Annotated in this window: 21 protein-coding genes and 1 tRNA gene; 7 read left to right on the top strand and 15 right to left on the bottom strand. The window is 66.4% G+C overall.

Annotated elements, in window-relative coordinates; all coding sequences use genetic code 11:
• The first annotated feature begins 129 nt into the window (after positions 1-129).
• Positions 130-1,083 (top strand): NAD(P)H-dependent flavin oxidoreductase, encoded by a 954-nt coding sequence (locus tag AC6LJ2_RS11885; RefSeq protein WP_498151420.1) that lies wholly within the window; start codon positions 130-132, stop codon positions 1,081-1,083.
• 47 nt (positions 1,084-1,130) lie between these two features.
• On the opposite strand, the gene AC6LJ2_RS11880 is transcribed toward AC6LJ2_RS11885, so the two are convergent.
• The 8 genes from AC6LJ2_RS11880 to AC6LJ2_RS11845 all read right to left on the bottom strand — a co-directional run bounded on the left by AC6LJ2_RS11880 (position 1,131) and on the right by AC6LJ2_RS11845 (position 9,327).
• On the bottom strand, positions 1,131-2,099 hold the full coding sequence (locus tag AC6LJ2_RS11880) for a Bug family tripartite tricarboxylate transporter substrate binding protein (protein WP_263911469.1): 969 nt from the start codon (positions 2,097-2,099) through the stop codon (positions 1,131-1,133).
• 114 nt (positions 2,100-2,213) lie between these two features.
• Positions 2,214-3,410, bottom strand: a complete 1,197-nt coding sequence (locus tag AC6LJ2_RS11875) for a CaiB/BaiF CoA transferase family protein (RefSeq protein ID WP_498151419.1) — start codon at positions 3,408-3,410, stop codon at positions 2,214-2,216.
• Positions 3,407-4,141: an enoyl-CoA hydratase/isomerase family protein gene (locus tag AC6LJ2_RS11870; RefSeq protein ID WP_263911466.1), complete on the bottom strand. Its 735-nt coding sequence runs from the start codon at positions 4,139-4,141 to the stop codon at positions 3,407-3,409. The genes AC6LJ2_RS11875 and AC6LJ2_RS11870 overlap by 4 nt, the downstream gene beginning before the upstream one ends.
• 82 nt (positions 4,142-4,223) lie before the next feature.
• A complete protein-coding gene (locus tag AC6LJ2_RS11865) occupies positions 4,224-4,760 on the bottom strand; it encodes a MarR family winged helix-turn-helix transcriptional regulator (RefSeq protein WP_263911464.1) in 537 nt (178 codons plus the stop codon).
• Between the two features lie 88 nt (positions 4,761-4,848).
• Positions 4,849-5,793: a hydroxymethylglutaryl-CoA lyase gene (locus AC6LJ2_RS11860; RefSeq protein WP_498151418.1), complete on the bottom strand. Its 945-nt coding sequence runs from the start codon at positions 5,791-5,793 to the stop codon at positions 4,849-4,851.
• A complete protein-coding gene (locus tag AC6LJ2_RS11855) occupies positions 5,790-7,421 on the bottom strand; it encodes an AMP-binding protein (protein WP_498151417.1) in 1,632 nt (543 codons plus the stop codon). The genes AC6LJ2_RS11860 and AC6LJ2_RS11855 overlap by 4 nt, the downstream gene beginning before the upstream one ends.
• Entirely contained in the window at positions 7,418-8,182 is a 765-nt protein-coding gene (locus AC6LJ2_RS11850) for an enoyl-CoA hydratase/isomerase family protein (RefSeq protein WP_263911460.1), read from the bottom strand. Before AC6LJ2_RS11850 ends, AC6LJ2_RS11855 begins: the two co-directional genes overlap by 4 nt.
• 293 nt (positions 8,183-8,475) lie before the next feature.
• Positions 8,476-9,327 (bottom strand): class I SAM-dependent methyltransferase, encoded by an 852-nt coding sequence (locus tag AC6LJ2_RS11845; RefSeq protein ID WP_498151416.1) that lies wholly within the window; start codon positions 9,325-9,327, stop codon positions 8,476-8,478.
• Between the two features lie 251 nt (positions 9,328-9,578).
• Between AC6LJ2_RS11845 and AC6LJ2_RS11840 the strand changes: the two genes are divergently transcribed.
• Positions 9,579-9,653: transfer RNA gene (locus AC6LJ2_RS11840), tRNA-Arg, on the top strand.
• Between the two features lie 353 nt (positions 9,654-10,006).
• Positions 10,007-11,275 carry a D-alanyl-D-alanine endopeptidase gene (gene pbpG / locus AC6LJ2_RS11835; protein WP_263911457.1) on the top strand — a complete coding sequence of 423 codons (1,269 nt, stop codon included), beginning with the start codon at positions 10,007-10,009 and terminating at the stop codon, positions 11,273-11,275.
• A 138-nt stretch (positions 11,276-11,413) separates the two neighbouring features.
• Here the strand turns inward: pbpG and AC6LJ2_RS11830 are convergent, their stop codons facing one another.
• A complete protein-coding gene (locus AC6LJ2_RS11830; protein WP_263911456.1) occupies positions 11,414-11,803 on the bottom strand; it encodes a ribbon-helix-helix domain-containing protein in 390 nt (129 codons plus the stop codon).
• Positions 11,804-12,014: 211 nt separating this feature from the next.
• Here AC6LJ2_RS11830 and adhP point away from each other — a divergent pair, with 211 nt between their 5' ends.
• Positions 12,015-13,040, top strand: coding sequence for an alcohol dehydrogenase AdhP (gene adhP / locus AC6LJ2_RS11825; protein WP_263911455.1), 1,026 nt, complete (start codon positions 12,015-12,017; stop codon positions 13,038-13,040).
• Positions 13,041-13,090: 50 nt separating this feature from the next.
• On the opposite strand, the gene AC6LJ2_RS11820 is transcribed toward adhP, so the two are convergent.
• The 4 genes from AC6LJ2_RS11820 to AC6LJ2_RS11805 form a co-directional block, all read right to left on the bottom strand.
• Positions 13,091-13,669 (bottom strand): DJ-1/PfpI family protein, encoded by a 579-nt coding sequence (locus tag AC6LJ2_RS11820; protein ID WP_498151415.1) that lies wholly within the window; start codon positions 13,667-13,669, stop codon positions 13,091-13,093.
• A gap of 168 nt (positions 13,670-13,837) precedes the next feature.
• Positions 13,838-14,326 carry a Cys-tRNA(Pro) deacylase gene (ybaK, locus tag AC6LJ2_RS11815; protein WP_026383153.1) on the bottom strand — a complete coding sequence of 163 codons (489 nt, stop codon included), beginning with the start codon at positions 14,324-14,326 and terminating at the stop codon, positions 13,838-13,840.
• A gap of 114 nt (positions 14,327-14,440) precedes the next feature.
• Positions 14,441-15,424, bottom strand: coding sequence for a site-specific tyrosine recombinase XerD (gene xerD / locus AC6LJ2_RS11810; RefSeq protein ID WP_498151414.1), 984 nt, complete (start codon positions 15,422-15,424; stop codon positions 14,441-14,443).
• Positions 15,425-15,462: 38 nt separating this feature from the next.
• Entirely contained in the window at positions 15,463-16,368 is a 906-nt protein-coding gene (locus AC6LJ2_RS11805) for a LysR substrate-binding domain-containing protein (protein ID WP_445657251.1), read from the bottom strand.
• Between the two features lie 180 nt (positions 16,369-16,548).
• Here AC6LJ2_RS11805 and AC6LJ2_RS11800 point away from each other — a divergent pair, with 180 nt between their 5' ends.
• The 3 genes from AC6LJ2_RS11800 (at position 16,549) to AC6LJ2_RS11790 (ending at position 20,787) form a co-directional block, all read left to right on the top strand.
• A complete protein-coding gene (locus tag AC6LJ2_RS11800; RefSeq protein ID WP_498151413.1) occupies positions 16,549-18,231 on the top strand; it encodes a thiamine pyrophosphate-binding protein in 1,683 nt (560 codons plus the stop codon).
• 130 nt (positions 18,232-18,361) lie between these two features.
• Positions 18,362-19,555: an acyl-CoA dehydrogenase gene (locus AC6LJ2_RS11795; RefSeq protein WP_054428460.1), complete on the top strand. Its 1,194-nt coding sequence runs from the start codon at positions 18,362-18,364 to the stop codon at positions 19,553-19,555.
• Positions 19,556-19,800: 245 nt separating this feature from the next.
• Positions 19,801-20,787, top strand: a complete 987-nt coding sequence (locus tag AC6LJ2_RS11790) for a TRAP transporter substrate-binding protein (RefSeq protein ID WP_498151412.1) — start codon at positions 19,801-19,803, stop codon at positions 20,785-20,787.
• Between the two features lie 28 nt (positions 20,788-20,815).
• On the opposite strand, the gene AC6LJ2_RS11785 is transcribed toward AC6LJ2_RS11790, so the two are convergent.
• Positions 20,816-22,399, bottom strand: a complete 1,584-nt coding sequence (locus tag AC6LJ2_RS11785) for a phage tail protein (protein WP_498151411.1) — start codon at positions 22,397-22,399, stop codon at positions 20,816-20,818.
• A 120-nt stretch (positions 22,400-22,519) separates the two neighbouring features.
• Positions 22,520-23,953 carry a phage tail protein gene (locus tag AC6LJ2_RS11780; protein ID WP_498151410.1) on the bottom strand — a complete coding sequence of 478 codons (1,434 nt, stop codon included), beginning with the start codon at positions 23,951-23,953 and terminating at the stop codon, positions 22,520-22,522.
• Positions 23,954-24,127 lie beyond the last annotated feature (174 nt).

Genomic DNA, 24,127 nt, shown 5'->3' with positions numbered 1-24,127 from the left:
CACATGATAATCAAATCGCCTCGCCGCCCCGGCAATAACCGCGTCGCCATGAATGCCGTGCGGCATCGAATATAGTTGATTTTATCAACCAAATATTCCAGAATGGGATTTTCCCCAGGCACGACGACCATGACTCTGCAGACCCCGTTGACCCGCTTGCTCGGCACGCGCTATCCGATCATCCAGGGCGGCATGAGCTGGGCCTCGTCCAATGCGGCGCTGGCGCTGGCGGTATCGCGCGCCGGCGGGCTGGGCGTGATCGCCGCCGGCCCGATGTACCCCGACGTGCTGCGCGCCGCCATCCGCGACGTACGCGACGGCACCGACGCGCCCTTTGCCGTCAACATTCCGCTGTACAACAAGCGCGCGCAGGAACACATGGACATCGCCATCGGCGAGGGCGTGCCGGTCATCATTGCGTCCCAGGGCGGCCCGCAAAAGCACATCGGGCGCGCGCGCGAAGCGGGCATCAAGTGGTTGCAGGTCATTGCCAGCCCCGAGCATGCCGCCAAGGCGCAAGCGGCGGGCGTGGATGCCGTGATCGCAGTGGGCCTGGAAGCCGGCGGCCACCCCGGTCCGGACGAGATCGGCCTGCACGTGCTGGTGCGCGCAGTGGTGCGGCGTGTGACGGTGCCGGTGGTGGCGGCTGGCGGCATCGCCGACGGCGCGGGCATCGCCGCCGCGCTGTGCCTGGGCGCGGCGGGCGCGCAATTGGGCACCCGTTTCCTGTTGACGCCCGAAGCCGGCGTCTGCGACGCCTACAAAGACGCCGTGCTGGCCGCCGGCGTGGCCGACACGACCCTGGTGGGCCGCGGCCGTTCGCCGGTACGCATGCTGCGCAACGCCTTCGCGCACGACTACCTGGCCGCCGAACGCGGCGGCGACGCCGCCGCGCTGGACGCGATGTTCGCGGCAAGCTCACTGAAACAGGCCGCCTTCGACGGCGACGTGCAAGGCGGCAAGGTCGAGGCCGGACAAAGCGCCGGGTTGATCGACAGCCTGCAACCGGCAGGCGCCGTCGTGGAACAACTGGTGGCTGAAACGCGCGAGGCGCTCACGCGCGTGGCGGCGTTGGCGGGATGAACGAGAAGGGGCCGCCCAAGGCGGCCCCCCTTCCCAGCCAGCTTCCCTTACTTCTTCATCAACCCCGCCGCCTGCACCAGCTTGCGCATGGCGGTCTGGTCTTTTTCCACGAATGCCGTGGCTTCCTGCGGCGTCATGTTCCACAGGTCCACACCCTGCGCCTGCATCAGCTTGGCGTATTCGGGATTGGCATTCACCTTCGCCACCGCGTCGTTCAGGCGTTGCAGCACCTCCGGCGGCGTACCCTTGGGCGCGGCCAGGCTGTACCAAGACGCGGACTCGGCGCCCTTCACGCCGGATTCGGCCAGGGTCGGCACGTCGGGCAACAGCGGCGAGCGCTTGTCGTTGGCGTAGGCCAGCGCCTTCAGGCGGCCGCTGCGGATGAATGGCAGGCTGGCAGCCAGGTTCAACACGGCCATGTCCACCTGCCCGCCCACCAGGTCATTGATGGCCGGCGCAGCGCCGCTATAGGGAATGTGGACGATGTCCACGCCCGCGCGTTCGCGGAACAGTTCAGCGCCCAGGTGCGGCGAACTGCCGGGGCCGGCCGAGGCGTAGTTGATGCGGCCAGGCTCCTTGCGCGCCATCGCGATCAGTTGCTCGATGTTTTCGGCCTTCAGCGTGGGCCGCACCACCAGCATGTTGGGCTGGTTGGCGACGATGGACACGAAGGCGAAATCCTTGATGCCGTCGTACGGCGTCTGCTGCATGAGCGGCGTGACCACGTGCGCGGCGGACGTGCCCAGCAGCAGCGTGTAGCCGTCGGGCTTGGCGCGGGCGACGAAGCTGGCGCCGATGGCAGCGCCGCCGCCGGCCTTGTTCTCGACGATGACGGTCTTGCCCAGCTGCTTTTCAAGCTCGCGCGCCAGGGCCCGGCCCAGCACGTCTGCAGGACCGCCGGCGGCATAGGGGTTCACCAGCGTGATAGGTTGCGAGGGATACGAATCGGCCGCGACGGCCGAGGCGCTTAACGCGCCCGCCGCCGCGACGCATAACAGGCGCTGCAGAATCTTCATGGGTTGTCTCCTGGAATATTGTGTTTTTTTGGGGTGAATCAGATGAGGCCCGAGGCGTCATGCCCCAAGGCCTTGATGCCTGTTGAAACGGAATACGCGCTCGTCACGGCAGTCCTAGATCGCGCCCTGGGCGCGCAAGGCTTCGATCTGCGCGGGCGACAGGCCCAGCCGCCCGCCCAGGACGCTGTCGGTGTGCTCGCCCAGCAAGGGCGGACGCTCCAGCCGCGGATCGTCGAAACCGTCGAACTTGAATGGCACGGGCACGGCGCCGAAACGGCCGATGGCCGGGTGGTCGTAGCTGGCCACCATGCCGCGCGCCAGCACGTGCTCGTTGTGCAGGATCTCTTCCACGTCCAGGATCGGCCCCGCCGGCACGCCGCGTGCATCGCAACGGCGGCACAGTTCGTCGCGGGTCAGCCGGGCTGCGGCTGCCGACAGGCCGGCCATGACTTCTTCGCGGCGCGCCACGCGCACGGCGTTCCTGGCCAGGTCCGGGTCATCGGCCCACTGCGGCAATTCCAGCGCTTCGCACAGCGGCTTCCAGTGCTGGTCGCTGCCGGTGATCTGGACCCAGCGGCCATCGCCGCATTCGAACGCGGCGGACGGCACCCGCCCCGGGTGCTCGGTGCCCAGCCGCGGCGGCACTTCGCCCAGCGCGAAATAGCGCGCGGCCGCCAGCGACAGCAGCCCTACCTGGCCGTCGAGCATCGAAAAATCGATATGGCAGCCCTGGCCCGAACGGGCCCGCCCGACCAGCGCCGACAGGATGCCGATGGCGGCCCACAGGCCCGAGGTCAGGTCGCTGACCGGCAGGCCGGGCTTGACCGGACCGCCGCCGCGCTCGCCGGTCAGACTCATGATGCCGCCCATCGCCTGGAATACAGTGTCGTAACCCTTGCGCGGCGCATACGGCCCGGTCATGCCGAACCCGGTACACGAAAAATAGATCAGGCCGGGGTTATCCGGCGCGATGTGGTCGCGGTCCAGGCCGTATTTCGCCAGCGTGCCCACGGGAAAATTCTCGACCACCACGTCGCAGGTCTGCGCCAGGCGCCGGATCACGGCCTGGCCTTCGGGGTGGCGAAAGTTCACCGTGACCGATTGCTTGCTGCGATTGAAGGCCAGGTAGTAGGCGGATTCCGTCCCGCCTTCGCCCTGCACCTTGGGTTCGAAGCCCCGCGTTTCGTCGCCGCCGCCGGGCTGCTCGACCTTGATGACGTCCGCGCCCAGCTCGGCCAGGATCATCGAGGCGAACGGGCAGGCCAGCACGCGCGACAGGTCCAGGATGGTGACCCCTTCCAGCGGCCTCATCGCACCGCTCCCTGGCGAAAGCCCCGCATGATGACGTTGGCGTCGCGCCCCACGCCCAGCGCCTCGGCCAGGCCCAGGTCGGCCGTGCGATGGAACGCCCGCTTGGTCAGCCCCATGGCCGCTGGCTCCCAGCCCGCCAGGCGCTGCGCCATGGCCAGTGCCTGGTCCAGCACCTGCGCGGCGGGCGCGACACGGTTGGCGATGCCCAGCGCCAGGGCCCGGGCGCCGTCGATCGGTTCGGCCATCGCCACCAGTTCAAAGGCATGCTTGCGACCAACCTGGCGCACCAGGTTGGCCATCACCACGGCGGCCACGATCCCATGGCGCAGCTCGGGATAGCCAAAGCGCACGTCCTCGGCCATCACCGTCAGGTCGCAGGCCAGCGCCAGGCCGGCGCCCCCGCCCAGCGCGTTGCCGTGCACGGCGCCCACCACCGGCGTGGCCATGCGCGAGAACACCAGGTGCAGGTCGGTGGTCAGGTCGGCGCGTCGCAGCACCGCATCGGGTTGCTCCGGCGTCAAGGCCGAGAATTCCGTGGTGTCGGCGCCGGCGCAGAACGACTTGCCGTTGCCCGTCAGCACCACCGCGCGCACGGCCGCGTCCTGGTCCGCCTGCCGCAGCGCGTCCAGCAGCGCGGTGGTCAGCGCGGTATTCAGTGCGTTGTGCTTTTCCGGGCGGTTCAACCGCAGCACCCGGACGGCGCCCAGGTCTTCGATGATCAGTTCCGACATCACGGATATCCTTTGCCAATGGCAACGTGCAAATTAATTGATTAAATCAACAATAAGGGTAAAAAAAGCGCGCGCCCCGCGCTCAGCGTGGCTGCACGCCCCGGCCGCGACGTGCGGGCACTTCCGCCTTGCACTCGTTCAGCATGTCCAGCGCGTGACCCGTCAGCTTGTCCAGCATGCGTTCCATGGCGTCGCGTTCGGCCTGCGTCAGCACCGACAGCATGGCCTCGTTGCGTTCGACCGCCGCCGGGAACATCTCGTCGTACAGTGCGCGGCCCGCGCGCGTCAGGTCCAGGCTGACGCCGCGGCCATCCTGGCTGTCGGCACTGCGCTGGATCAGGCCGCGTTCGATCAATTCGGACACGGTGCGGCTGGCCTGGCTCTTGTCGATATTTGCCTCGCGCGCCACCGTGTTCAACGACATGTCCGGCGCCGCCCCCAGCAGCGCGATGATGCGCCATTCGCGCGGCCCCACGCCGTAGCGGCTTTCGTTCAGGCCAGCAGCGATGCGGCTGGACACGTAGGCCAGGCGGTTCAGGCGATACGAGAACAGTTCCTTGAGCGCCTGCGGAGCGGGGCGCGTGGAAGGGGCTGGCTTGGATGCGGGTCGGGTGGCCATGGCGGGACTCGTCAAATGCGTCGGAATACGGGGCGCGCGCAGGTCGCGCATTGCTGCCCGCATGATATACAAACACGGCGCGCGGTCATCAAACGCCCCCCGCGGCGGCGATCAGCGGATTGAACCCGCTTTGCGCCACCCGGCTGTGCAGCGCACGCCCCAGCACGTCCTGGCAGCGCTGCGACACGGCGGGCAACGCCTGCAGGTCCAGCCCCGTGCGCACGCCCATGGATTCGAACAGGTTGACCAGGTCTTCGGTGGCAACGTTGCCGGTATGCCCGCCCCCGTAGCGCACCTTGGCCGGGTGGCCGCCGACGCCGCCGAAGGCGCAGTCGAAATACCTGACGCCCGCGTCCAGCGCGGCCACGTAATTGACCAGGCCGGTGCCGCGCGTGTCGTGAAAGTGCGCCACCGGCGTCACCTCGGGCATCTCGCGCGCCATGCGGCCATACAGCGCCCGCACCGAGGCCGGTGTGGCCATGCCAGTAGTGTCGCCCAAGGTCACGATGCCCACGCCCAGGGCCGCGAAACGGCGCACATCCGCCATCACCGCATCGGGGTCCACCGCCCCCTCGAAGGGGCAACCGAAGGCCACCGAGATGGTGCCGATCAGGCGAAAGCGGCCATCGGCCAGCCGTGCCATCTCGGCAATGTTGTCCCATTGCGCGGCCCGGTCGCGCTTGAGATTGCGCGCCGAGTGCGACTCGCTGGCCGAGACCAGCAGGCTGATTTCGTTGGCGCCGATGCCGCTGTCCAGATCGATCAACGCGCGCTGCACCGCGCGGGCGTTGGCGCAGGTGGCCTTGTACCAGACGCCGCCCCGTCGCGGCAGCGCGGCCAGCAGCTCGGTGGCATCCGCGAATTGCGGTACCACCTTGGGATTGGAGTACGAGGTGGCTTCGATCCGCTCGAACCCCACTGCGGCGAAGCGATCGATCAGTTCAGCCTTCACGTCCGTGGGGATGAAGTCGGGCTCGTGCTGCAGGCCGTCACGCGCAAAGCATTCGCACAGCACCACGTCGCGCGCGCTCACGATTGCGGCTCCAGCCCGAACAGCGCCACCGCGTGCGCGCGCAGCTTGTTCTTCTGCACCTTGGAACTGCCCGTCATGCCGATGTGCTCGAAGCTGTCCACGATTTCGACATAGCGCGGCACCTTGAAGTTGGCGCAGCGCGCCTTGCACCAGGCGGTCAGCTCGGCCGCGGTGCAGTCCTGCCCGTCTTTGAGCAGCACGAACGCGGCGGGCACTTCGCCCAGGCGCGCGTCGGGCACGCCCACCACCTGCGCCATGCGCACGGCGGGATGGCCGTGCAGGGTTTCTTCCACTTCGGCCGGCGCGACGTTTTCACCGCCCACGCGGAACATGTCCTTCAGGCGGCCCACCATGCGCAGGCGACCCGAAGCGTCCATCTCGCCCAGGTCACCGGTGCTGAGCCAGCCATCCGGGCCCAGCGCGCGCGCGGTGGCCTCGGGCATGTTGTAGTAGCCCTTCATCACGCTCCAGCCGCGCGCCTGGATCTCGCCGGGCTCGCCCGCCGGCAGCGGCTGGCCGGTGCCGGGGTCCACCACCCGCACCTGCATGCCGGGATGCGGCAGCGCCCACCCCATGGCGCGCAACTCGAACGGATCGTCGAACGACGACAGCGTGATGTTGGGTGAGGCCTCGGACTGACCATAGGCGTTGCAGATGCCCGGCACGCCCATGACATCGCGGATCTTCTGCATGACTTGCGGCCCCGCCGCCGCCCAGCCGCCGCGCAGGTGGATGCGGCGGCGATCGAAGTCCGGGTGGCCCATCAACATCAGGAAGATGGTGTCGTTGCCGGACGTCAGCGTGCAGCGTTCTTCATCCAGCATGCGCAGCGCCTCGGCCACGTCGAACTTGGGCAGTGTCAGCAGGCAGCAGCCGGTCATCAGGCTGACCAGGATCGACAGCGTGGTGCCGGCCACATGGAAGTACGGCCGGATGCTGAAGTAGCGGTCGTCGGGCCGCACGCCGATGCGCTGCGCCGCGGCCCAGGCGTTGGTCAGCATGTTGGCATGCGTCAGCATCACGCCTTTGGGGAATGAGGTCGTGCCGGAGGTGTACTGGATCAGCAGTACGTCGTCGGGCGTGACGTCGCGTTGCAAGGCGTCGAGTTCGATGTCGTCGACGGGCGAGGTGGGATCGCCTGCCCCAATGAACTCTTCCCAGGATTGAGCGCCGGGAAGGCGACGCTCGCCCAGCACCACCACGCGCCGCAGCCGCGGCAGCCGCGTCCCGGGCAACGCGCTGTTCAGCGCCGGCTCGACCTGCGTGAGCAAATCCAGGAAGTCGATGCCCAGGAACGTGTCCGCCGTCAGCAGCAGCGTTACGTCGGCCTGCTTCAGGCAGAACTCCAATTCATCGGTCTTGAAGCGCGTGTTGACCGGCACGGTCACGGCGCCAAGCATGGCGCAGGCGTAGAAGCTCTGCACCCACGTGCCGCCGTTGCCCAGCAGCACGCCCACATGATCGCCACGGCGCACGCCGGCCGCGTGCAGCGCGTGGGCGATGCGTTGCGCGCCGTCATGCAGTTCGGCCCACGACAGGCGTTCGCCCGGCGCCACGAAGGCTTCTGCCGTGGCACGCTCGGCCACCTGGCGCGCCAGCGCCTGCGATAGCGTCATCGGGGCGATCATGCTTGGTCTCCTGCGCCGCCAAAGCCGGCGATCGCCTGCTTCCAATCGGTGCCGCGCAGGTTTTCTTCGATGGCCAGCAGTTCGATGGCCATGGCGCCTTCGCGCGTCGTCGCCAGGCCCTGGTCGATGCTGCGCTTGGTCAGCCGGACCGTCAGCGGCGCGGCGCGCGCGATGGCCGCGGCCATCGCGGCCGCCTCGTTTGCCAGCGCCTCGGGGGCGTAGACATGATTGACCAGGCCGATCTCGCGCGCCTCGGCCGCATCGAAGCGGCGGCCGGTGAACAGCAGTTCCTTGGCCAGGCGCGCCCCCGCAATGCGCGGCAGCCGCTGCGTGGCGCCCACCGTGCCCCAACCCACTTCGGGATAGCAGAACACCGCCTCGGACGAGGCCAGCACGAAGTCGCACGCACCGGCGATCTCGCAGCCCGAGCCGAACGCGGCGCCCTGCACCACGGCGATCACCGGCTGCGGCATGCGCTCGATCGCGCCATAGGCGGCAAAGCCCTGCACCCGCCGCGCCGTCATCTCGGCGTTCGACATGGTCTTGCGCTCTTTCAGGTCGGCACCGGCGCAAAAGGCGGAGCCCGCCGCGTTGATCAGCACCACGTGCGCGCTCGGCTCGGCCGCCAGCCACTGCATGGCCTGCACCAATTCGGCGCACATGAGGGAATTGAGCGCATTGCGGCTGTCGGGCCGGTTCAGCGTCACCGTGGCGACACGGTCCTGCACGCCCAGCAAGATCGTGTGGAAAGTCGGGGTCATGCCTCACTCCTGGATGTTCTAGGTATGGGGCCGAACGCTGGGCATCGCCTGCCGCGGGGTCCGGCCGTGGCAGTCAATATAGGGCATATAGTTGATTAAATCCACTATTTTTCTAGCCACTCCCGTGCCGGGGGCCATGCAAGAAAAAATCTGCATCACTCGCTCAGGCAGGTCGGGCGCCAGCCAGATTGGGCGACGCTATGCCAGAGAGATGAAAAGAGAAGGCGAGCCGACGAGTTGCGCGACACCAAGGCCGCACCTATCGACGATATAGGGACACTGCGGACGATAGACTACTGCAGGGAATCGATGAGATGACGCAGGCGCTGGATGAAGTCATCGAGCTCGTAAACGAAGAAGTTGACCGGCGTCAGGATGCCGCGAGTCTCATAACAATCCCCCTTGCGCTCTGTACCTTGCGCATAGGACCTTGCGGTCTCCACATCGGGCGTCGACACTTCCCGAGCGTCCAAATACTCGAGCTGCCCCTTCAAGTATTGAAGTTGGCCACTAACGAACTGGTGAGGATCGTCGCCCGAGGCCACCGGACCTGTTTCGGGCCTGACGGGACAGGGCTTGACCGGCTCGAGCGTATAGATGATCTGGTCCACGACATTGGTCTTCGAAGACCTCGCGACAAAACGCTCTGTTTCATCGAGATCCCGGTATTCCGGAAAGTAGAAGAAGCCGATCTTGAGAGTCTTGAATTCAATACCCAGTTCACTGTTGGCCGAATAGCGCAGCCCCCAATGCCTGCAACTTGGCGTTTCATACTGGTATTTCGGCAACGCATCGGTCTCTGCATCTGACGAGAAGAACCGGAAGGTGTGCTCGTTGAAGCAGATGTTGTTGTTGTGAAACGGGTTGGCGAAATTGGACGTTGTCGTGAAATAGGGCACGACCAGCTTGAACTGCCCACCCGGCCTCAGAACTCGGTAGACCTCGCTCAGCACGTTGAAAAAGCCGTCCAAGGTGAGGTGCTCGAGGGCGTGAGAAGAGAACGCGAAGTCGACGCTGTTGTCGTCGAATGGCAGCTTCTCGCGATTCAAGTCGATCACCAAGTCCGCGTCGCTCATCGGAGAGAAATCGATGCCAATCGAACCCGCAATCTTCTTGCGGCCGCATCCAATGTCGATAGATACCATACGTGTACCGTAGTAGTGAAAGACTGAAAATTTTCCCGCCCGAGTCCTCGCTCGAAACTCCAGGATCGGCAAGCCGGCGCTATGGTACTTTCGATCTGTGTAATTAGCCAGACGACCTCGAATCATGCCCCTCATTCCGCTCTGCTGGAGCGACGAAGGGTGATAAACTGCGGCGCGCGACGTATTGCACATTGCAGAAAGTTCGAATGTTCAAGCAAGGGGCCGGAAGCAGGCACCTGCCAGTTGCCCGTCTCGCCGTAGTTAAATGGATATAACCGGCCCCTCCTAAGGGTCAATTGGTGGTTCGATTCCACCCGGCGAGGCCACCCTTCCCCGGCCTTGACTGCGCCCCCCGCAGCCCCGCCCCTGGCGTTATCCCGCCCCCTGCATCGCCAACCCCAAGAAAATTCAGCCCTTTCAGCAAGATGAGGGTTAATCCGGGCTACGCTCACGCGCCGCGCGACGGTAGCGTCTCGGGACGCCGTTGGTGACAAATTGATCATCCGTCAATATGTCCCCGGTATTTTTTTAGGCGATGATAGCGAATCGTCTTGCGCGCAACTTGAAATTGCTGTTTAAATTCGACGCGTAAGCCTCTAATTCATCTGGACTTTTCCTGAAGCACCGCAAGCCCGGACCGGGAAATAATTCTTCACAGACTGACAAGCCTGCTCAAACCATGGCATTTAACTGGAAACGTGCGATTGCGAACGCGATAGCGCCGGCGGCGCTGGCGATGTGCGCGCTCCTGCCCTCCGCCGCGTTCGCCGCGAAAAACACCGACCCTTGCAAGACCAACGCCAAATCGGCGGCTTGCAAGGCGCAACAAGCCAAGAAAGCCCCCGCCCCGGCCAAGGCCGGCGCCGGCAAGCAAAGCGCAGGCAAGGCCGCGCCCAAGGCGGCCGCCCCGAAATCGGCTGCCGGCAAAGGCACTCCGAAGGCTGCCGCGGGCAAGCAAGCCCCCGGCAAGCAGGCATCGGCCAAGCAGGCCGCCCCCAAGCCGGCCGCCGGCAAGAAGGCCGCCCCGCCCAAGGGCGGCAAGCAGGCCGTCGCAGCGCAAACGCCGGCCAAGAAAGGCGCCGCCGGCAAGAACGGCAAGCCCAACAAGCCCGCCCGCGGCCAGCGCACGGCCGCCGCGGCATCGGCCGCCATGCCGCCGCCCGCCGTGTCGGTGCGCGCCGAAGCTGCCGCGCTGCGTTCCAGCACCGCCTACGTACAAGACCTGGCCACGTCCACCGTGATCTTCGCCAAGAATGAAAACGTGGTGCGCCCCATCGCTTCCATTTCCAAGCTGATGACGGCCGTGGTGGTGGTGGATGCCAACCAGCCCATGGACGAAATGCTCGAGATCACCGACGAAGACGTCGATGGCCTGAAGCACACGACCTCGCGCCTGCGCGTAGGCACCAAGCTGTCGCGCGGCGACATGCTGCACCTGGCGCTGATGTCTTCCGAAAACCGCGCCGCCAACGCGCTGGGTCGTCACTACCCGGGCGGCCTGCCGGCCTTCGTGGCCGCCATGAACGCCAAGGCGCAGTCGCTGGGCATGACCAGCACGCACTTCATCGAGCCCACCGGCCTGTCCAGCAACAACGTGTCGTCGCCGCACGATCTGGCCCGCCTGCTGCGCGCCGCCTCGCAGCGCCCGCTGATCCACCGCTACTCCACCGATACCGAGTACGACGTCGAGATCAATAACCGCACCCAGACGTTCCGCAACACCAATCTGCTGGTGCGCAAGCCCGACTGGGACATCAAGGTATCCAAGACCGGCTACATCAACGAAGCCGGCGAATGCCTGGTGATGCTGGCGCGCATCAACGGCCGCGACCTGGCGATCGTGCTGCTGGATTCGCAAGGCAAGCTCTCGCGTATCGGCGACGCCGTGCGCATCCGCCGCATCGTGCAAAGCGAAGTGGCCATGGCCTCGGCGCAGCCGGGCGGCTGAGTCCGCCCGCAAACGTCCACAAAAAAGCCCGATCATGATCGGGCTTTTTTTTTCCTGCGTCCCCTGCCTGCCCCCTGCCCTGACGGCAACCCTGGCGCCACACTCGGACGTCGGGGCAGCCCGCCGCGGCACGGCGAGCTAGGCGGCGACCGGTCGTTTCTGGCGCAGGGGCTGCGGATCGTACAGCGACGCCGGCAGGCCTTCGAGCACGGCCTGGGCATCGAGCGACCGAATCGGCACGCCGGCATCGGCGGGAATGCGGCCTTCGGCCTGCAGCAATTGATAACGCAGGCAGCAGACGCGCAGAAACGAGGTGAAGTTGGCGGCCTCGCCGCGGTACTCGACCAGTTCGTCGTAGAGGCGTTCGATCAGTTGGGTCACCCGCATGCCGTCGCGCGCCGCGATTTCTTCCAGCACCTGCCAGAACAGCTGTTCGAGCCGCAGGCTGGTCGCCACGCCATGCAGGCGCAGGGAACGGGTTTCGGGCGCGTAGGATTGTTCGCTCGCGCGGATGAAGATTTCACACATGGGCGCTCCTGGTGCGGGGACGGGGCTGCGGTCCACTGTACGACGACAGGCGCGGGCGCGGCAAGTTGCGGCCATTCCCGGGTGGCTGGCCGCCATTCTGAAACGACACGTTTCGCGGGGGCCTCGCATTCGGACACGATTGATATAAATCAAGGTCTCGGACGCGTGCCCATCCGAGCATGGTGAAACTGATCTGACTTCGGAGGTAGTGATGGACAAGACGATGAAGGCCGCAGTTGCACGAGCATTCGGCAAACCCCTGGAAATCGAAGAAGTCGCAGTGCCGCGCCCCGGGGCCGGCGAACTCCTGGTAAAGATTGAAGCCTGCGGCGTGTGCCATACGGACCTGCACGCGGTCGAGGGCGACTGGCCCGTCAAACCCAATCCGCCATTCATCCCCGGCCACGAGGGTGTCGGCCACGTGGTGGCCGTGGGCGAAGGCGTGACGCATGTGAAGGAAGGTGATCGCGTCGGCATCCCCTGGCTGTATTCCGCCTGCGGCCATTGCGAGCACTGCCTGGGCGGCTGGGAAACCCTGTGCGAGCAGCAGCAGAACGCAGGCTACTCCGTCAACGGCGGCTTTGCCGAATATGCGCTGGCGGCAGCCGATTATGTGGGGTTGCTGCCCAAGAACGTGGGTTTCGTGGATATCGCCCCGGTGCTGTGTGCCGGCGTCACCGTTTACAAGGGCCTGAAGATGACGGACACCCGCCCGGGCAATTGGGTGGTCATTTCCGGCATTGGTGGCCTGGGCCATATGGCGGTGCAATATGCACGCGCCATGGGCCTGAACGTGGCGGCGGTGGACATCGACGACGATAAGCTGGCCTTTGCCAAGCGGCTGGGTGCCGAAGTCACCGTCAATGCCAAGACCACCGACCCGGCGGCGTACCTGAAGAAGGAAATCGGCGGCGCCCACGGTGCGCTGATCACCGCGGTATCGCCCAAGGCCTTCGAGCAGGCGCTGGGCATGGTGCGCCGCGGCGGCACGGTCGCCCTGAACGGCTTGCCGCCCGGCGACTTCCCGCTGTCGATCTTCGACATGGTGCTCAATGGCGTGACGGTGCGCGGCTCGATCGTGGGTTCGCGCCTGGATCTGCAGGAATCGTTGCAATTTGCCGAGGAAGGCAAGGTGCATGCCACCGTGGCCACCGAAAAGCTGGAGAACATCAACAGCGTGTTCGACCGCATGCGCCGCGGCCAGATCGAAGGCCGCATCGTGCTGGACTTCGCGTAGCAAAAAATAGCGCCTGCCTCGCGGCAGGCGCTTGTTCATGGGCAGCGCGATCAGTGCGTGATCTTCGTGCCCAGCACGGCCAGGAATTGCGACAGCCACGCCGGATGCGCGGGCCACGCTGGCGCGGTGACCAGGTGGCCGTCGGTGTAGGCCTGGTCAATGCCGATTTCGGCGTAGGTGCCGCCGGCTAGGCGCACTTCGGGCGCGCACGCCGGATACGCCGAGCAGGTGCGGCCCTTCAGGATACCCGCCGCGGCCAGCAGCTGGGCGCCGTGGCACACGGCAGCGATGGGCTTTTTGGCCTGCTCGAAGGCGCGCACGATGTCCAGCACCTTTTCGTTCAAGCGCAGGTATTCCGGCGCACGGCCGCCGGGAATCACCAGGCCGTCGTACGAACCTGCCTCGACGCGATCGAAGTCGTAGTTCAGCGCGAAATTGTGGCCGCGCTTTTCGCTGTAGGTCTGCGCGCCTTCGAAATCATGAATGGCGGTGGCAATGCTTTCGCCGGACTTCTTGCCCGGGCAGACCGCGTGCACCGTGTGCCCCACGGCCAGCAGCGTCTGGAACGGCACCATGGTTTCGTAGTCTTCGGCGTAGTCGCCGACCAGCATCAATAGTCTCTTGCTCATGCTTGTCTCCTGGGGATGAGGGGCGGAGCCGGTTCAGGGGCCCGAGGCCGGGCGGCCGGTTCTTGATGTTCTTCGGCCATTGTGCCCCCACCATCATGCGCAAGGGTGGTAACGGGATACCACGCGCGGACCGAACCGGCGCGCTGCCGGTCGGCCGACGAAGCGCCCCTATTCCAGCGCCACCGTCACCGGCCTGGCGTCCAGCAGGCTGACCAGCACGTTGGGGTCGATGCCCACCAGATAGCCGCGGCGGCCGCCATTGATGTAGACGACCGGATATTGCAGCACCTCGGCCTCGACCCATACCGGCATTTTCTTGCGCGTGCCAAAAGGGGACGTGCCGCCCACCTGGTAACCCGAGTGTCGCTGCGCGACCTCGGGCTTGCAGGGCTCGACCTTTTTCAGGCCGGCCTGGCGCGCCAGGTTCTTGGTGGAGACCTCGCGGTCGCCGTGCATGACCACGATCAGGGGCTTGGCCGATTCGTCTTCCATCACCAGCGTCTTGACCACCGCGTGCGGGTCCAGCCCCAACTGACGCGCGGCCTCGCCGGCGCCGCCATGATCGACGTAATCGTAGGTGTGTTCGGTGTAGGCCACCTTGTGCTGCTTGAGGAATTGGGTGGCAGGCGTTTCGGAAACGTGGCGGGCTTTACTCATGGAGATTGCTTTGGAAAAGGCGTGGATGGCCAAAAGTGTAGGCATCCCGGGCGCGCGCGGCAACCGCGTGGCTCGCGCGGGGCAATCACGCGGCGAGCCCATGGCAGCCGGGTGTCAGCCGCGCGGATGGTGCGCGGCGTGCAGCGCCTTCAGGCGTTCGCGCGCCACGTGGGTGTAGATCTGCGTGGTGGAAATGTCCGCATGGCCCAGCAGCATCTGCACCACGCGCAGGTCGGCGCCGTGGTTCAGCAGGTGCGTGGCAAAGGCGTGGCGCAGCACGTGGGGCGACAGCGGCGCGTTCACTCCGGCCAGCAGCGCGTATTTCTTCACCAGTTGCCAGAATGCCTGGCGCGACATCGCTTCGGCGCGGCCGGTGATGAAGAGCGCATCGCTGACGCGGCCGGCGGCCAGTTCGGGCCGTGCGGTCTTCAGGTATTGATCGATCCAGTGGGCGGCCTCGGCGCCCAGCGGTACCAGGCGGTCCTTGCCGCCCTTGCCCAGCACGACGCGCACCACGCCTTCGTTCAGGCTGACATCCAGCGCCCGCACGCCCACCAGCTCGGACACGCGCAGGCCGGTGGCGTACAACGTTTCGAGCATGGCGCGATCGCGCAGGCCGCGCGGCTGACCCAGGTCGGGCGCGCGCAGCAGCGCATCGACCTGCTGCTCGGACAGCGTCTTGGGCAGACGTGGGGGCTGCTTGGCAGCCACCAGGGTCAGGCAGGGATCGCGCGGTGCGCGATGCTCGCGCAGGGCCCAGGCATAGAAGCGCCGCAGGGCCGCCAGGCGCCGGTTGGCGGTGGTGGCGCGGGTTTCTTCGTGGCGGAAGGCGAACCAGGCTTCGATGTCGCCCTTGTCCGCCTCGACCAGGGGTTTGGCGGGACCGGCCGGCAAGACGTGGGGGGCTACCGCGTCGCCGTAGCGATCGGCCATCTCGCGGGCATAGGCCTCGGGGTCTTCCAGCCAGCGTGCGAAACCCGTCAGGTCGCGGCGGTAGGCGGCCAGGGTATTGGCGGACAGGCCGTCTTCCAGCCAGACGGCGTCGATGAAGGCGTCGATGTCGGTCTGGGAAGCTAGCGATGGGCGGGGTTCTGGCATGGCAAGGATAGGAAAATTGGCCCCATTCTACGGCGGCATCAGCGGCCGGCCACCGCCGCCGCTGCCGACTTGAGCCAGGTTTCGAACAATTTGAGCGCGTCGGATCGTTCGCTGCGCAGCGGATAGCCGAAGTAATAGCCCTGGCTGACCGTCAGCGCCTGCGGCACCGGCATGGCCAGCGTGCCCTGGTCCAGCGCCGGCTGCGCCAGGAAACGCGGCATCAGGCCCACGCCCAGGCCGGCCTGCACCGCGGCCATCACCATGGTGAACAGCTCGTAGCGCGGGCCGCCGGCGGCCTGGGGGCCATACAGGTAGTTGTGGGCACCGTACCACTGACGCCAGGCGTCGGGCCGCGAGCTCAGGTGCAGGTGGGTCATGCCGGCCAGCGCGCCGGCGCCGGCCTCGGTGACCCGGGCCGCCAGCGCCGGGGCGCATACCGGCACCAGTTCGCGCTCGGGAAACAGCAGTACGCCCTGGGTGCCCGGCCACAGCGTATCGCCGTGGTAGAGCGCGCCGTCGAACGGCTGGTCCTTGAACTGGAAGGGCAAGGTGCGCACCGACAGGCTGACGGTGATGTCCGGCTGCTCGCGCTGGAAGTCGGCCAGCCGCGGGATCAGCCAGGTGGTGGCCAGGGTGGGCACGACGGCGATGTGGATGCTGCGGCCCATGCCCGTGCGGCTGACCAGGCCGAAGGTGTCTTTCTCGATCTGGTCCAGGTGATGTCGGATGCGGCCGGCATATTCCGCGCCGTGGTCGGTCAGCGCGATGCGCCGCCGCACCCGGGTGAACAATTGCACCCCCAGGCGGGCTTCCAGGCTGGCGACCTGGCGATGGATGGCGCTGTGGGTCAGCGACAATTCTTCGGCCGCCCGCGAAAAGCTGCCCAGGCGGGCCGATGCCTCGAACGCCTGCAGCGCGCTCAGGTTGGGAATGCCGTTTCTCATGGAGCGGGACCGCCTGGAAAAGAGACGAGAAACCCGGGAAAACCCGCAGCCCGCTTATCGCGGCGCAGCATCGGGGGTCGTGCCGGGGGGTCACTAGATTGTGCAATTTTATCAATTGCGTTGTGCGATCAAGGAACATTATGCTCGGGGGTCCCAACCTCGGCTTACCACGTCCCCACCATGTCCCAGCAAGCTTCCCGCCTTGGCGGCCACATCCTGGTAGACCAACTGGTCGCCCAGGGCGTCAAACACGTTTTCTGCGTTCCCGGCGAGAGCTACCTGGCGGTGCTGGACGGCCTGCACGATGTGGACATCAAGGTCACCGTATGCCGCCAGGAAGGCGGCGCGGCCATGATGGCCGACGCCCACGGCAAGCTGACCGGCGAACCGGGCATCTGCATGGTCACCCGCGGCCCGGGCGCGTCCAACGCGCTGGCTGGCGTGCACATCGCCAAGCAGGACTCCACCCCCATGATCCTGTTCGTGGGCCAGATCGAACGCGGCATGCGCGAGCGCGAAGCCTTCCAGGAAATGGACTACCGCGCCGTCTTTGGCACGCAGGCCAAGTGGGTCACTGAAATCGACCAGGTCGAACGCATTCCCGAACTGATCTCGCGCGCCTTTCACATTGCCACCTCGGGCCGCCCCGGCCCGGTCGTGATCGCCCTGCCCGAAGACATGCTGGTCGAAGCGGCCAAGGTGGCCGACGCGCCGCGCTACGAAGTCATCGATGCGGCCCCCACGGCCGGCCAACTGGCCGACCTGGAACAATTGCTGGCTGGGGCTCGCAACCCGGTCGCCATCCTGGGCGGCACCCGCTGGGATGCCCGCGCGGTGCAACAGTTCGCCGATTTCGCGCAGCGCCATGCGCTGCCCACGGCAGTCTCGTTCCGCCGCCAGATGCTGTTCCCGGCCGACCACCCCTGCTTCATCGGCGACGTCGGCCTGGGCATCAACCCTGCTCTGCAGAAGCGCGTGGCCGACGCCGACCTGGTGCTGCTGGTGGGCGGGCGCATGTCGGAAAACCCCAGCCAGGCCTACACGCTGTTCGACATCCCCGTGCCCAAGCAGAAGCTCGTGCACGTGCATCCGGATGCCGGCGAGCTGGCGCGCGTCTATCGCCCCACGTTGGCCATCAACACCTCGCCCGCGGCCTTCGCCGACGCGCTGGCCGGCCTGAAGGCCCCCGCCCTGCCCGTCTGGGCCGAAGGCACGCAGGCCATGCGCGAGTCGTACCTGAAATGGAGCGACCCGGCCGCCGTCACCACGCCGGGCGTGCTGCAGATGGGCCAGGTCATGGCCTACCTGGAAAAAACGCTTCCGGCCGACGCCATCATGACCAACGGCGCCGGCAACTACGCCACCTGGCTGCATCGCTTTCACCGCTTCACGCGCTACGGCACGCAGTTGGCTCCCACTTCGGGCTCGATGGGCTACGGCCTGCCTGCGGCCGTGGGCGCCAAGCGCGTCTGGCCCGACAAGACCGTGGTCTGCTTTGCCGGCGACGGCTGCTTTTTGATGCACGGCCAGGAATTCGCCACGGCGGTGCAGTACGACCTGCCCATCATCGTGGTGCTGGTCGATAACGGCATGTACGGCACCATCCGCATGCACCAGGAAAAGCACTACCCCGGCCGCATTTCCGCGACCGAGCTGAAGAACCCGGACTTCGCCGACTACGCCCGCGCCTTTGGCGGCCACGGCGAACGCGTCGAGACCAACGAGCAGTTCGGCCCGGCGTTCGAACGCGCCCTGGCCAGCGGCAAGCCGGCGATCCTGCACTGCTTCATCGACCCGCAGGCCATCACGCCGTCCACCACGCTGGACAAGATCCGCGACGCCGCGCTCAAGGCCCAGCACTGATCCCCGACCGGCAGCCAGGCCACGAGCGGCGCGCAGGCGCGCGTCGCGCAAACCCCGGCTTGCCGCCCGAATTATTTTAGGTTTAAACTTTCCAGATTCCGAAAACGGAAATCCATAGCGGAGACCCAGCATGTCCTCGAATCCTTCCTTCCATTGGCAAGACCCCCTGTTGCTGGACCAGCAGCTCACCGAAGAAGAACGCATGGTGCGCGATGCCGCCCACGCCTATTCGCAGGACAAGCTGGCCCCGCGCGTGCTGAACGCCTTCCGCAACGAAAAGACCGACCCGGAAATCTTCTCCGAAATGGGTGAGCTGGGCCTCCTGGGCGCCACCATCCCCGCCGAATACGGCGGCGCCGGCCTGAACTACGTCAGCTACGGCCTGATCGCCCGTGAAGTCGAACGCATCGACTCCGGCTACCGCTCGATGATGAGCGTGCAGTCGTCGCTGGTGATGGTGCCCATCAACGAATTCGGCAGCGAAGCGCAAAAGCAGAAATACCTGCCCAAGCTGGCCCGCGGCGAATGGATCGGCTGCTTCGGCCTGACCGAACCCAACCACGGCTCCGACCCCGGCGGCATGGAAACGCGCGCGGTCAAGACGGCCGACGGCTACAAGCTGTCCGGCAACAAGATGTGGATCACCAACTCGCCCATCGCCGACGTGTTCGTGGTGTGGGCCAAGTGCGTGGGCGGTGAATTCGACGGCAAGATCCGCGGCTTCATCCTGGACAAGGGCACCAAGGGCCTGTCGGCCCCCGCCATTCACGGCAAGGTCGGCCTGCGCGCCTCGATCACCGGCGAAATCGTCATGGACGAAGTGGAAGTGTCCGCCGACCAGATGATGCCCGGCGTGTCCGGCCTGAAGGGTCCGTTCACCTGCCTGAACTCCGCTCGCTACGGCATCGCCTGGGGCGCCATCGGCGCCGCCGAAGCCTGCTGGCACACCGCCCGCCAGTACACGCTGGACCGCAAGCAGTTCGGCCGCCCCCTGGCCGCCAACCAGCTGATCCAGAAGAAGCTGGCCGACATGCAGACCGAGATCACGCTGGCGCTTCAAGGCTGCCTGCGCCTGGGCCGCATGAAGGACGAAGGCACCGCCGCCGTCGAGATCACCTCGATCATGAAGCGCAATTCCTGCGGCAAGGCGCTGGACATCGCCCGCCTGGCCCGCGACATGCTGGGTGGCAACGGCATCTCCGACGAATTCGGCGTGGCCCGCCACCTGGTGAACCTGGAAGTGGTCAACACCTACGAAGGCACGCACGACGTGCACGCCCTGATCCTGGGCCGTGCGCAGACCGGCATCCAGGCGTTCTATTGATAGCCTGCATAGTGCCAGGCAGGCAACGGGGCCATCGATAGCCGCCCCGCTTGCCTGAACCGACAAGCCGCCCGGGGTCAGTTCATCCCGAGGCGGCTTTTTTCATGCGCCACGACACGCCTTCAGGGTAATCAAGAACTAGCCGCCCAACGGGCCTTGCCGTACGCTTTGCGGCATTGGCCTGGCGCCGGCCCGCTGCATCGCCTGCCCGACCCCGGATTTTCCGTCACGACCAGGAGTCGCGCATGCTTCGCAGTCCCTCTCTCCGCCTGTTGGCGGGCGTTGTCATTGCCTTCGCGGGCCACGGCGCCTTGGCCGCCACCACCCTCACCATGACCACCGAATACCCGGCCACGTCGATGCCGGGACAAGGCGTGTCCACCTTCGCCGACCTGGTGCGCAGCAAGAGCGGCGGCCAAGTGCTCATCGACGCAAGCTTCGATGCCGCGCGCGGCATCAAGTCCGGCGACATGATCGATGCCGTGCAAGCGCGCAAGATCGATGCCGGCGACGCGTTTGCCGGCGCCCTGGCGGCGAAGTACCCGCTGTTCGGCGTGTCGTCGCTGCCCTTCCTGGCCGACTCGCTGAGCAAGGCGCGCGCCTTGAACAAGTCCGCCCGCCCTGCCTATGAAAAGCTGCTGGCCGCGCACGGCCAGAAGCTGCTCTACACCACGCCCTGGCCGGCCTCGGGCATCTGGTCCAAAGAGAAAGTGGACAGCGTGGCGGCGCTGAAGGCGCTGAGCATCCGTACGTACGACACCACGTCGCAGGACGTGATGCAGAAAGCCGGCGCCCGCGCGCAGAACATTTCGTTCGCCGACGCCATGCCGCGCATCGCCTCGGGCGAAGTCAACGCGGTGCTGTCGTCGGGCGACGGCGGCGCAGGTCGCAAGCTGTGGGAACACCTGCCGCGCTTTGCCGAGATCAACTACGCCATGCCGGTGTCAGTGGCGACGATGAACCTGCAGGCCTACCAGGCGCTGGATGCGAAGTCGCGCCGCGCCATCGACCAGGCCGCCGCCCAGACCGAGGCCGAGCAATGGAAGCGCATCGAAGGTAGGCTGCAGCAGAACTACGCCAACATGCGCAAGAACGGCGTGACGATCGATACGGCGGTGCCGATGCCGGTGCGCAAGGCGCTGAAGGACGCGGCGGCGGATTCGGTGAAGCAGTGGGAGGCTGCGGCAGGGCCGGATGGGGTGAATATCCTGAAGGCGATGCGGCGGCCGTAGACGACAAGGCGGCCGTCGGCGATAAGCATCAGGCGTATTCCCAGCTGAAGCCCGCCTCGATATCCATGTTCAGCGCATCGACCGTCCACCATAGACCGGGGGGAACCTGCATGGTGAATCCACATCGCATGTCTACGTATCCACCTGGGATGGTTTCATAGTGAGAGGTAACCACCCCCGTGGAATTGGGGGCATTGTTGAGATACCCGGCAACAACGAGAGTTCCGGCAACGGTCCCGATGAAGCGCGATCCCACCATGATGGGACGACCCGTCGTGTTCTGATACCACGTACGCAATACCGTGGTGCGCTGACGCAGCTTTTGCCCGATGCCGAATACCTGGCTCTTCAATTGTTGAAGCGCGGACTGGGCCTGGGCAAGGTCGGAGGCCAGTTGTGCCACATCCAACGCGCCCACGTTACTCACGACGCCGAACAGCTTGACCACCCAGCAACCGGTGGCATTCAACGGACGGGTCTCAGTCGCCGTACGCGCACCCAGCGAATTGTCGAATCTCAACGTATCCCCATAGAACTCAAGGGAGTACGGCGGCGAGGATCGAAACACCCTGTCCCCTTGTGCGCTTTTCGAGAACGGGCCGGTACCTGGGCCGGAAATCACACCGTAGGTAAAGGCTTGTTCCCCCGTGACCAGTTGCATCGCATCGCGCTGAATCACCCCGGACGTACCCGCCGACAAGGCCCCATCGCCTCGCAACACGACCGCCCCCAGCGCCGCAACCGACTTACCATTCAGATCCGGCAAACGCAGCGTGGTCGTGCCGTCTCCGGTCGTGTAGCTGCCCCGAACCGAGGCATCGCTTTGCCACGTGGCCTCCGGCACCAGCGGAAAATTACCCGCCTGCACGCTGGCCCACATATCCGGATACGTCGCCCGGTTGATCACCTGCCCGTCCAGCGGCGCCCAACCGGCGGGGATCGCCGCACGGCTCGGCCACCACGTCACGAATCCCAGCGGAATGCTGTCGATGGGCGGCAATTGCGTGACGGGCACGCGGCCATCGGCGGCCAACGTCGCCACGCCGCCGGGCTGCCCTTTTTCAGCAAGCGGCACGGCATCCTGCACGGCTGGCAGTTGCGCAGCGGGCACACGGCCTTCGGCGTCCAGCGTCGGCACGCCGCCCGGCCGGCCCTTGTCGGCGGCGGGTATCAACGCAGGCAGCTGGCCCGCCACGATTCTGCCGTCCGCGGCCAGGGTGGCGACGCCGCCGGGCTGGCCCTTTTGCGCCAGCGGCACGGCCGGTTCCGTGACCGGCAGGAAATCCAACGGCACGCGGCTGCCTTCGTCCAGCGGCGCGACGCCGCCGGGCGCCGCTTTCTGTGCGAGCGGGATGGCCGGTTCCGGCAGATGCGCGGCGGGCACCTTGCCGGCGGCGTCCAGCGGCGTCACGCCACCCGCGGCACCTTTGTCCGTGGCGGGAATGGCGGCATCGGCCTTGCGCTGCGCGGCGGCCGCCGCGACTTCCACGGCGTCGACGCCGCTGCGAGTCTTGGTGAAGTTCTCGTTGACGACGACCATCGCGTCACGCAGCGTGTCGCCAGTCTGGTCGTTCGGCGCCTGGCCGACGTTGATGGGTTTGAGGATTTGCATGGGAAAGCTCTCGGAAGCGGCCACTGCATCGGGACCGCAAAAAAAAGCCGCAAGCGGACTCGCTGGCGGGCATCGAAAAGAACTGGCTGATCGAGAGGTCTTCAAGCGACCCCGAGGCGGCTACCTGTACTCACGCCAGCTACCAAAATTCATGTTGTCGGATACAACGGCGTAGCTCGCACCCGACGGCACCACCGAATTCATCGCCAACGTAACGCCGTTGCCCGTCGCGATTACACGCGTGGCCGGAACCGAATTGATCGTCAGATACATGTTTCCGCCGGCGGACGATGCCGTGCTGCCCAATACATAAACGCAAATGGGGCGCCCGGTGGCATTGACATAGGTTGGGCCAAACGCACGCTGGCCCTGCATATCCTGCAGCGCTTGACCAAATCCCAAGGTCTGTCCTTTCAAGGATTGAAAGGCGGCGTTCAGGGCCGCGAAATCGCTGGCGAGTTGCGCCGTGTCCACAGCCCCTGGATTGGTCACCGCTGCAAAAGCATGTATCGTCCATACCCCCGTGGCATTGGCCATCCGCGTTTCGTCGCCGGTGTTGGCAATCCACCGATTGCCGGACGTGGTTTGCCGAGTCGTCGTGAATGTGTAGCCGACGAAATTCCCCGAAGGCATCACGGCGTTCAACGCCCCATCGGCCAACAGGTTGGTCGCCTGGTTGAATCCGCTGACCACGCGGTAGTCCATCGGACCCAGTTGATCGGCCTGCAGCCTGCCAGGCGTGCCTGCAGATCTCGCGCCGTCGCCCCGCAACACCATCGCCGCCAGCGAACCGCTGGCGACACCATTCATGTCCGGCACGCGTATCGTGGAGACCCCGTCGCCGAGCGTGTAGCTGCCGCGCTTGAGCGGGTCGGCCAGCCAATCCGCTTCCGGCACGACGGGCACCCTGCCCCCCGTCACCATGGCGGCCAGGTCGGGAAAGGTGGCGCGCGAAAGGGTCTGGCCGTCCGCGGGAATCTGCCCGGCCGGGATGGAGGCGCGCAACGGCCACCATGCCATCGTGGCAACCGGCAGGCCCATGGGAATCGGCGGCATCTGCTCGACCGGTACGCGGCCGTCGCCCCCCAACGTGGCCACGCCGCCGGGCAGGCCTTTTTCCGCCAGCGGCACCGCATCCTGCACCGCAGGCAGTTGCACGGCGGGCACGCGGCCGTCAGCGCCCAGCATCGCTACGCCGTTGGCGCGGCCTTTCTCCGCCACCGGAATCAGGGCGGGCAACTGCGACGGGTCGATCTTGCCGTCGACAGCGAGCGTGGCCACGCCGTAGGGCTGCGCCTTTTCTGCGGCGGGAATCAGGTCGGGCAATTGCAGCGGCGTGATCTTGCCATCTGCGGCCAACGTGGCGACGCCGCCGGGCTGGCCCTTTTGCGCCAGCGGCACGGCCGCTTCCGTCACCGGCAGGAAGTCCACCGGCACGCGACCGTCTTCGTCCAGCGGGGCCACGCCGCTGGGGGCCGCCTTCTGTGCCAGCGGAATGGCGGGTTCCGGCAGATGCGCGGCCGGCACCTTGCCTGCCGCATCCAGCGGCGTCACACCGCCGGCCGCGCCTTTTTCCGCGGCGGGGAAGGGGGCGGCCCCCCTTCCCCGGGCGGCGGCCCCCCCGGGTTTCACCGGGGCCCCCCCCCCGCGGGGCTTGGGGGAGGTTTCGTTTACCCAGAACCTCCCGTTTTGCAGCGGATTGCCCGTCTCTTTTACACATCTCCCAGA

It is taken from the genome of Achromobacter sp. 1014246743 (genome assembly GCF_059760725.1).
This window is presented reverse-complemented; position numbering and strand designations above follow the sequence as displayed.